This window comes from Shewanella sp. 10N.286.52.B9, assembly GCF_002873635.1.
Classification (GTDB): domain Bacteria; phylum Pseudomonadota; class Gammaproteobacteria; order Enterobacterales; family Shewanellaceae; genus Shewanella.
Map to the genome: position 1 here is coordinate 1 of NZ_MCTY01000122.1, position 784 is coordinate 784.

Annotated in this window: 1 protein-coding gene; it reads right to left on the minus strand. The window is 43.1% G+C overall.

Annotation, left to right across the window (positions count from 1 at the left end):
* Positions 1-784: hypothetical protein (locus BCU91_RS07385; protein ID WP_198590446.1), on the minus strand; the 784-nt coding region annotated here is incomplete at both ends.

Here is a 784-nt window from a genome sequence, read left to right on the forward strand (position 1 = left end):
CGCCCCAGCCAAAATGCTCTGCTGATAATGGACGAATAGCTTCATTAATATCGTAAATAGGATATTGATTATCCCCGCCAACCCGATGGCTTTCTGGTGCAGCAAACGTCAACTGTCTAGCCATTACCGCGGTATAATCAACGGGGTAATACATAGGCCAAACATCTGCAAAGGTGTGCATATTTCTGTCGCCGTACCAATCAGTAAGGTCAATTTCAATGCCTTTACTTGCAAAGTATTCGCCACATTCTTGATCAATTTGACCGTTTGATGTGCCAGTGGCTGAGCCATCAAGGGCAATGCCATCACAGAATGTTGCCGGTGGCGTGTCTTCAGGCTTAGACATACCTCCAAGGCCGTACTTGTGATTCCAATCTTTTATATAACGGCGCTCATAACCATTAATCGCATATGCGTATCGAGCCTGGTTAGTGGCACCATCAACAGAATTAATAATGAAGTGCTGAATATCTATACCTGTGGATATCTTACCCCAGTATGAAAAACCAACATCAATCAGCCCATCTTCATGCATACTCATATAAATATCCGCCATGGTGATCATGGCATCTTTCTTATATATGTCAGGACGTAAGTTATGTGGTCTAACCTCGACGTTATAAAAATATCTTGGTTCGCCATCAACAGGATCAAGCATAACTTCAGGAATAATTATACGATTATCAGAGAACTGAGCCTGAGCTTCGTTGCGACGCTCAACCTGTGTTCTTTGCATTTCTTCACGTCGGTAGGTATAAGCCTCACTTCTTGGACGCAGTAATAC